Consider the following 9,835-nt stretch of genomic DNA (forward strand, 5'->3'; position numbering starts at 1 on the left):
GCTGATCTGGCTGCTCTGCGCATTGTCCCAGATCGTCGACGGCCAGTCGGCTTGGCTCAGCGTCAGGTTGAAGGCATCGCTGTACAAACCATCGTTCGTGACCGTGAGCGTGTGCCAGATTGTGTCGTCGACAGCGCCCGATCCCAGTGAGACCGAAGGCGTCAACAGCACATTGTAGTCGATCACGCGGAACGAGAAGGTTTCCGTCGTGTCGGCCTTGCCGTTGATCGCATGCGCTTCGAGATAGTAGTTAATCGTCGTCCCCGGAGCCTGCGCCGGAATTGCGCCGGCAAATTCATTCGGATTGCCGGTAGCGACCAACGTGTCGAGGTACGGCGTGAAGTTGATGTTGTAGCGCAGCAACAGTGAATCCGGCTTCAGTGCCGCATCAGCCGTGATCGTGCAGACCACCGGATACGGGTTGACTGTGTCCTTGGTGTCGTTCAGCGGCGTGTGCACGATCTGAACCCCGGCATAGGGATCCCAGGTATTCACGAACGTGGCCCCGGTATTGTCAGGATCAAGCCAGTCGCGCAGCCGCGTCGCGGCCGTGCCGCCGCCCGTCCAGGACAACGAGAACTTGCCGTAGTAATCGGCGCGCAGGTCATTGCAGGCCGCCCAGCCACCATGGAGTTGGCCGATCACCTGGTGGTACTTGTTGTATAACGGCGAACCGGAGGAACCGCCTTCAGTCGTGCCGTCGTCCCACACCGCGATCCGCCAGTGGCTGAGGCTGGGGTTTACGGTCGAACCGAGGTAGTCGGTCGACTCATAGAAATCATAATCAAACGAGATCTTCTTGATGTCACCGGCCGGATGATGGATGCCGACGGCGGAGTCGCCGTTGACGTTCTGGTTGTTCCAGCCGTTGAACGTCACCTTGAACGAATCCGGCGGCGTCTCGTTGAGCAGCAGCAGGCCGAAGTCGGAGGTTGACCAGTTAGCTTTCAGCGTCGAGCCCTGCACCGTCATGTAGGTAGGACCGTTGATGTTCGCACAAGTCGGGCTCTCATAGTTGAACATGATAATCCAGGTGTTCGAGCTGCCGAGACAGTGATTGGCGGTGAGGAAGTACGGCGTCTTGTCCTGCCGCACGTTGTTCACCATCGAGCCCGAGCAATAGCGCGTGCCGTTGGACAGCAACACCATCGCGACCGCGCGCTTTTCCTTCTGCCAGGGCGCGCCTTCGGGGCAGTTGACGTTATTGTTGCAGGAACCGGAACTGCCGAAGTCCAGAGCGTCCTTGGTGATCTTGAAGATGTCACGGTACGCATGGACGACGCGCGAGATTGTGACTTCGCCGTCGTAAACGACATCGGCCGGTTCATAGTATTCGACCGTGATTTCGTCGCCCCGTACCGGCGCCGTCGCCATTTCGCCGTGCGGCTTGTTGTTGCGCGCGGTGAAGGCGCCGATCAGATCGGTGCGGTCGCGGTTGTAAACGAACAGCTTGGCGCCTTCGGGAAGGCGATAGCGGCTGAAGATCAAATTGATCGAATAGGCGCCCGGCGATGCGAAGGTAATGCGCCAGACGCGGCCACCGTCCGGAAGGTCCTCCCAGACGCCGCTGTTGTCGAGCGAGTAGTTGACGTCGAACGGATAGCCGAAGCGGAAGGGCACGTCCTTGCCCGCTTCCGCCGCGTCTTCCGCCAACAGCGCGGGTACATCGACCGACCCCATCAGCAGGCGCGGCACGTCGCCGCGCAGAGCTTTGTCGAAGCTGGGCGGGGTTCCGCCTTCGGAAATCTGGGCCGCGGCATTGCCGGCCAGGACGAAACACAGCAGCGCGAAGAGCGGAAGAATCCGTCGCCACCAGACGGGACGAGTCAATTCCCCAAAACGCTGCAACGGACGGTAGAACTGTTGCATGTGACCTACTCCAAGGTAAAAGGGTGGTACGCTCCGAGTCTTCAGAAGTTGGGTTCAATATAGCATCATTGACAGTAAAAGCAAGCCAATAAGTCCATTTTGCCCCGAATCAAAACGGGAGTTCCGCCGAGGCGGAACTCCCGTTGTCTTGGTGGCCGGAGTCAACCGGCACAAGAGCGATCGGACTGGGTCAGATCTTTACTGGCCGGCCACGCACGGAGCAAGGCCACCACCAAAGATGTAGGTGATCAGTCGGACCGCGTCCGAGATGCTGACGTTCTGCGAGCAGTCGGTGTCACCAATCAGCAAGTTGGCCGGAGCTTGACCACCGGCGAAGATGTAATTGATAAGGCCGACGGCGTCGCTCACCGTGATCTGACCGCTTTCGTCGAAGTCACCCGGCAGCAGGACGAAGCCGAGATCCGGGGTGATGTAGCGGCCCGGAGTCGGCGACGACTTGCCGATGATGACCACGTCGTCCGTGATCGAGAACGGCGTCGCATCGGTAAACAATCCCGCGACCGTGAAGGTCTCGTTGTTGACGTCGTACAGAATTCCGTACGGCGGCAGGAAGCTGAGAGCCGGAAGCTCGGCGCGAACGACCGGGCCCGCAAATTGCGGATGGCTCGCTTCCACGGCGGCCGCAGTGACCGGAATACCGTTGACGGTGATCGAGGTCAGGTCGACATCGTTCGCCGTGTACGGAGCATCAAACATACCGAAGACAAAGTCATCGATAAACGGCGTAATCGCGAACAGGAAGTACAGGTACTGCGGATCGGGCTCGATCTTGGCGGTCGGCTCGAGCGGCAGCACATTGATTGTGTAGTCTTCCACTTCGCCATACGACGTCGTGCCGCACGGAGCCACGGTACCGGTGTAAAGGATGCGGACGCGCATTCTCACCGGGCCGTCCACCGCGCTCATCGGCGGGGTCACCGTACCGGTCCAGGTCGTCGGACCACCGGTCAAGGTGACGCGTTCGGTGCCGTCGAAGCAGTAGTCGTCGTTCCAGTCAACCCAGACACCGCACTGATCGGAGGTGTACGGCAGGCCGTTGGTCACCGTGATCGTGTAGTTCAGGGTCTTGAGCAGGCTGGTCGACAACGCAGTGTAGTCGCTGTAGCTCGAGCTGCAGCCCGAGGCGTTGTCGAGGGTATGCAGCACAACGTGGCTGATGTACTCGTCGCAGAAACCAGCGGCGGCGCAGTACGCGGTCACGCCCTGGGCCACGATGTGCATCGTGTACGGTCCCACAGCGCCCGCTTCGGTCAGCACCGGATAGTAGTAGGTGCCGGCCGGCAGACCCAGCCAGGTAATCGAGACGTTGCCGTCACCGCAGCTTGAGGTTTCCCACGTACCGGCCGGAGTGAAGGCCGTGCAGGGGCAGCCGATCGCCAGGTTCAGCCAGGCGTTGCCGAACGCCGGGGTCGTGCCGCAGTAATCCAGCGTCACGTTTGAGCATTCGGTAATCGTGAAGGCTTCCCAAGCATTGTTGCCCGGGAACGAAGCGCAATCCGGAGAGGCGCCGGTGTTGTCACCGGTGATGGTCACCGGAACGCCCGCGGTCAGGACGACCGGGGTCACGTCTTCGCAATTGTCATTCGGCGGCGGGACCACGGTGGTGATCGAAATCACACCCGGGCCGGCGTTGGTGCTGTAGCCGCCGACTTCAACCAGGTACTGGTTGCCGGCAACCACAGAGACAACCGCTTCAGACTGCACGCCGCAGGCATCGTCATTGCAAGCCAGCAGCGTACCCAGCGGCGAGCAGCTCGCGCCTTCGTACACAGCCAACTTGGTGTCATAGCTGGAACCGCAGAGGCTGATGGTGGAATTACCCGTCAACGGAGCCGTAAACAGGTACCAGACGTTTTTCGAGGTCTGGCAAGTGCCGGCGCCATCATAGTTCGCGGTCATCGTGTTGAAATTCAAGCTAACGATATCGCCGACCGGTGTCGCGTTCGCGCACAGATCGTTCGGCGGCGGCGGAGCCGCGCCCGCGAACGAGAGCGAGTAGCTCGGGATGCAGTTCGGCGACGGATAGGTGTCGACCATAATGTAGTAGGTACCAGCCGCGAGATTCAATCCGTAGATCGTCTTCGCCGTGCCGGCAGAGCTGGTCACGATACCCAGGCAGGAGCCGGTCGCGACGTCGAGCGGGCAAACGTTGTCGATCGCCATACCGGTCCAGGTCGTGCCGTTCGGATTGAGCGTGATGTCGAGCACCATCGGGTCGGTCAATACCAACTGGATGATCTGGTCTTCGCCACCATCGTACGAACCCATACAGGTATTGCTGTAGGTGTTGCCCATACCGCAGGTCAACAGACCGGATTCGGTGTGTGGAAGGTCGCCCAGACCAAGCGTAATGATGTAGGGATCACCGCAATTCGAGCCGGCCGGGAGCGGCGGGGTCTCGATAATGGTCAGGTCGAAGTCCGGAATACAGGTCGGGCTCGGCCAGGTGTCGACCATCAGGTAGTAGGTCCCCGGAGCCAACGGGACGTTGATCGCCGAGTAGGCAGTGCTGCCGGAGTTGGAGGCATACGCCACGCAAGAACCGGTGGCCGCATCAAGCGGGCAGGTCGCCGCGTTGTCGATCGCAAAGCCGGTATAGGTTGTGCCTTTGGGATTCAGGGTGATGTTGACGTTCACCGCCGCCGTCACCGTGACCTCATAGACGATGTCCTCACCGCCGTCATAGGAACCCATACAGGTCGCGTTGTAGTCGTCCAGACGACCGCAGGTATACTGGTTGGCATCCGTATATGGCAGGGCCGCCGGAAGCGTGATCTTCAGCGCGTTGGCGCAGTTGTCACCTTCACCGGCAACCGGGCAAGGATTGGCAGTGCAATTCTTGGTGCCATCCCACATGCCACCGAGGGTGGTGCAGTCGGCCTGGGTCATGTCACCGCACTGATTGGCGCCGTAGCAGCAGCGGCCGATCGGAGCGGCATTGTCGTTGACGCTGATGTCGTCGACCAGCGCTTGCGCGCCGTCAACGCCGGCATAGTGCCAAGCCAGCTTCACGTTGGTTTGGCCGATATAACCAGCAAGGCTGATCGATTCCTGGTACCAGGTCCAGTTGGTGAACACGCCTTCACCGGTTTCGTCCCACAGCTTGGATGCCCAAGTGGCGCCGCCATCGGTCGAAATCCACAGCTCGAGATCGTAGTTATCGTACGGGCTGACGGCCCAGTAGTAGCTCATCGACCACCAGAACTCGACCTTCAGATCGGCCGTCGCACCGGTGAAATTGAGCGCCGGAGAGACCAGCCATTCATCCTGAGGCACGAGAGCCGGATCGTATTCAACGTCGGCCGAAGCTGTGCCCGTATGGAAGGACAAGGTCTGACGCTTCCAGTTATAAGCACTGTTGGTGATGATCTCGCTCCAGCCGGCCGGCGGCACAGCGACTTCAAATCCCTCGGACAGGAACGAAGCTCTGTTGTCGGGCTGGACGACGATCGGGTCGTAACGGCGTTCGGCGACTTTCGACGCTTCGCCGTCATAAATACCGACCGGATCCACAACACTAATCCCACCGCCGGGAGTCGTGACGGTGTTATCGCGCTTCAACTCGGGATTAACGGGCTGGAGCCCTTTCAGAGTCTTCGGAGCATCAAGCGACTGCTCCTTCGCGATCGCAGCGCTGGTGACTAACAGGACCAGAACTGCGAGGAGAGTGAAAAGAATCCGGAAAGTCATTCTGCATCGGTTCATGGATTCACCTTTCCTTAACGCAAAAGTTTAGTGGTTATTATTGAACAATGGACAATCCGCCCGAGAGGACTTCAGACGGACTACAACCTCATAGGCACTCCCTCCCACGATTATGGTTCAAAGGTTCGATGTTTGCTCCATCTATCACCATGTTTCGTGTATTCATGGACGAGCCCGCGTCGACGGGAAGTACTTAATTTTTGAGACAACTTGAGTCTTAGCGAAGACCTTGCTTAACTATAGAGTAAGTTAAAATTTCAGGCCGTACTGTCAAGAAAAATCTGCCTTTTGGCCTCAGAAATAAAGGGAAAGATGGGGTCGTTTCCACCGCGCCCGGGGTTACCCCGACGGATGCGAAATCGACCACAGGAACGTTGACAAGAGGGTGGGAGAATGTTATAATCGTAGTTCTCTGGACGGCGCACCTGCCGCCGGCCACGGCATCAGAACTAAGGCGATTGAGGATAAAGCACGATGGCAAACGTCAAACCGGAAGATATAGAAGTCATCCTGGCCACCGACTGCGGATCGACCACGACGAAGGCGATCCTCATAGAGAAAGCGGAGGGTCAATACCGCTTGATGGTGCGGGGCGAAGCTCCGACCACCGTCGAGGCGCCATTTGAAGATGTAACGATGGGTGTCCTGAATGCGGTTCAGGAAGTCGAGGAGTTGTCAGGCCGTAAGTTGTTGAACGATAAGGGCGAGATTATCGCTCCCCGCGACAAGAACGGCAATCGGGTCGGCACCGATATCTATATCTCGACCTCTTCGGCCGGCGGCGGCCTGCAGATGATGGTGGCCGGCGTGGTGCGCTCGATGACTGCCGAATCGGCAGAACGCGCTGCCCTTGGCGCCGGTGCGATCGTGATGGATGTGATTTCCTCCAACGATAAGCGGCAGCCCTACCAGCAGATTGAACGTATCCGTCACCTGCGCCCCGACATGATCCTTCTTTCCGGCGGCATCGACGGCGGTACGACCACGCACGTGGTTGAACTGGCGGAATTGATCGGGGCGGCTGATCCGCGGCCACGACTTGGCTCCAGCTACAATCTGCCGGTCATTTATGCCGGCAACAAGGATGCTCGGGTCGCCGTTGAAGGCACGCTGGGCAAGAAAGTTGACCTCAAGATCGTCGATAACCTGCGTCCGGTGTTGGAGATGGAGAATCTTCTGCCGGCGCGCGAGGCGATCCATGACCTCTTCCTCGAACACGTCATGGCCCAGGCCCCCGGCTACAAGAAGCTGATGGACATGACCGACGCCCCGATCATGCCGACTCCCGGCGCGGTCGGATTGATCATCAAGACGGTGTCGGAAATCGAGAAGATTGAGGTGGTTGGGGTTGACATCGGCGGCGCTACGACCGACGTGTTTTCGGTGTTCCAGGGGGTCTTCAACCGCACGGTCTCGGCAAATCTGGGTATGAGTTATTCGGTTTCCAACGTGTTCGCCGAGGCCGGACTCGACAATGTCATGCGCTGGGTGCCGTTCCACATGGATGAGCGCGATCTGCGCAACCGCGTCAAGAACAAGATGATCCGGCCGACGACGATCCCGCAGTCGATGGAGGAGTTGATTTTCGAGCAAGCGATCGCCAAGGAAGCGCTGCGGCTGGCCTTTATCCAGCACAAGAATTTCGCGACCGTGCTCAAGGGCGTGCAGCAGCAGCGGACGATCGCGGATGCGTTCGAGCAGAAGGCCTCCGGTCAGACGCTGGTCAACATGATGACGCTGAATATGCTGATCGGCTCGGGCGGCGTGCTGTCGCATGCGCCGCGCCGCCAGCAGTCGGCGCTGATGATGATTGACGCCTTCCTGCCGGAGGGGGTAACCCGCCTGGCGGTGGACTCGATCTTCATGATGCCGCAGTTGGGAGTGCTGTCGACGGTGCATCCGCGGGCCGCGACCGAAGTGTTCGACAAGGACTGCCTGATTCACCTCGGCACCTGCATCGCTCCGGCCGGCGACGCCAAGGAAGGCCGCGAAATGATGAAGTACCGGATCGAGATGCCGGACGGCAAGGTTGAAGAGGGCAAGCTGATGTTCGGCGAGATGAAGCTCTTCAAGCTGGGTCTTGACGAGAAGACCGGCCTGCCGCTCAAGGCGAAGGCGGCCTTTGATCCCGACGGCAAACTGGATCTGGGCGAAGGTCCGGGCAAGCGGCGCGAACTCACAGTTTCCGGCGGCGTGGTCGGGATCATTCTCGACGGGCGCGGCCGACCGTTTGCGGTTCCGACCGATGATGCGACGCGCGTGCGCAAGCTGAAAGAGTGGATGCTGGCGCTCGATATTTATCCGCAGGAAGCGCTGGAACGGGCATAGGGGCCGGTTCTGATTCTGAATTGAGCGGGCGCTGCGCCGATCGAGCCGGCGCTCAGATGACGATAAGAGGAAGTTGATGGCACATACTTACACACCGGGACTGAAGGTCTCGCAAAAAGAACTGGTCACCAAGCGGCGGATTCTGCCGCTCAAGGGCGAAGTGATCGTCAAGGTCGGCGACAAGGTCGGACCCGACACCGTGGTGGCGCGGACGCATCTGCCCGGCCCGGTCGAAACTCTGAACGTCGCCAATTTGTTGGGCGTGCCGCCGGTCGATATCGCGCAGTGCATGCTGAAAAAGGAAGGCGACCATGTTGCGGCCGGGGAGCTCATCGGCCAGACCAAGTCGTTTTTCGGGTTATTCAAATCAGAGGCGCGCTCCAAGACTGACGGCACGATCGAGACCATTTCTTCTGTCACGGGCATGGTGCTGTTGCGCGGCCATCCGGTGCCGGTGGAAGTGCGCGCGTATATCGAAGGCGAAGTTGTCGAAGCATTCCCGCAGGAAGGCGTCGCAGTGCGCTCGTGGGGTTCGTTCGTGCAGGGGATCTTTGGCATCGGCGGCGAAACGCACGGCGAGCTGAAGATTGTGGTGCCGTCCCCGGAAGTGAAGCTGACCGACGACCGGATCGACGAGTCCTGCAAGGGCAAGGTGATCGTCGGCGGTTCGATCGTGACGGCGGACGCGGTGCGCAAAGCAATCAAGGTTGGCGTGAAGGGGATTGTTGCGGGCGGATTTTCCGACAAGGATCTGCGCGATTTCCTCGGCTACGATATCGGCGTGGCAATCACCGGCTCGGAAGAACTCGGTGTGACGCTGGTGGTGACGGAAGGCTTCGGCGAAATTCAGATGGCCAAACGCACTTTCGATTTGCTCAAGACGAACGAAGGCAAGCTGGCGTGTATCAACGGCGCGACGCAGATTCGCGCGGGCGTGATCCGGCCGGAAGTGATTATTCCGATCAAGGACGACATTCGTTCCGGCAAGGGCACAATGCAATCGGAGATGCAGGGGTTGACCATCGGGTCGCCGGTGCGCGTGATCCGCGCGCCGTATTTCGGGCGGCTGGGCAAGGTTACGGCGTTGCCGTCACCGCTGCAGAAGCTGGAGTCGGAGTCGCACGCGCGCGTGCTCGAACTCGAATTCGAGAACGACAGCAAGCGCGTCGTGATTCCACGCGCCAATGTGGAGATGATTGAAGACTGATTTCGATCGCGAATCAGTCGGTTGCTGGCCCCATCTCGTTTCGAGGTGGGGCTTTTGTCTTCGGATTCATCGCAGTTAAACTTCTTTCTTCTGGGGGCGTCTCTGAATTCAGAGCGCCTAATCCGGATCAGGCATTGCAATGATGCGGTTTGAGAGTTGCCTCAAGCGCGCGGCCCGCTTGTCGCCTCGATGAGTCACAAAACCTAGGACTCGGTGACCCGTCAACAGCTTGGACGTCATCCGTCGGCGGGCTTAGTGGGCGAACATCGAGGTCGAGTCGGGCGGCGCTGGCGACATCAGTGCCTCCACTAAAGGGGTGGGTGTGATTTTTGGAGTGAAGTTGTAGTGAAAAGGGGCGGTGTGTAGTGAAGCGGTATCGATTGCGCGCACCCTCACCCCCGGCCCCTCTCCCAGGAGGAGAGGGGAGAAAGCGTCATTCCTGCGGAGGCGGGAATCCAAGTTGGTGCAGTCTCTGAGAACGAGTAGAAAGGCGGCGGTCACAATCCCGCGCGGAAGAGTGGAGAGGAGATCGCGACGGCAGGGGTGCGCGGGGTCAAGACCTGATGCAACGATGAAGCGGGCGGGGACGAGCCCCGCCCCTACGGGCAGCGATTGGCGCGGTAGGTTGGTGAGTCCGACTGAAGTCGGACCCACAGGAAATTCAAGAAGTCAGGGGCGAGTCCGACTGAAGTCGGAGCTACAGGA

Annotated in this window: 4 protein-coding genes; 2 read left to right on the forward strand and 2 right to left on the reverse strand. The window is 59.6% G+C overall.

All coding sequences use genetic code 11. The annotated features are described in order from the left end of the window. Both IT585_01235 and IT585_01240 read right to left on the reverse strand, forming a co-directional pair. Positions 1-1,869: trypsin-like peptidase domain-containing protein (locus IT585_01235; protein MCC6961853.1), on the reverse strand; the 1,869-nt coding region annotated here is incomplete at its 3' end. 198 nt (positions 1,870-2,067) lie between these two features. Beyond that, on the reverse strand, positions 2,068-5,580 hold the full coding sequence (locus IT585_01240) for a hypothetical protein (GenBank protein ID MCC6961854.1): 3,513 nt from the start codon (positions 5,578-5,580) through the stop codon (positions 2,068-2,070). Positions 5,581-6,069: 489 nt separating this feature from the next. On the opposite strand from IT585_01240, the gene IT585_01245 reads away from it, so the two are divergent. Then, a complete protein-coding gene (locus tag IT585_01245) occupies positions 6,070-7,923 on the forward strand; it encodes a glutamate mutase L (GenBank protein MCC6961855.1) in 1,854 nt (617 codons plus the stop codon). A 76-nt stretch (positions 7,924-7,999) separates the two neighbouring features. Next, the gene (locus IT585_01250; GenBank protein MCC6961856.1) at positions 8,000-9,130 is read left to right on the forward strand and encodes a hypothetical protein; all 1,131 of its coding nucleotides are present in this window, start codon (positions 8,000-8,002) and stop codon (positions 9,128-9,130) included. The last annotated feature ends 705 nt before the right edge of the window (positions 9,131-9,835 follow it).

Source organism: Candidatus Zixiibacteriota bacterium (assembly GCA_020853795.1).
Lineage (GTDB): Bacteria > Zixibacteria > MSB-5A5 > CAIYYT01 > CAIYYT01 > JADJGC01.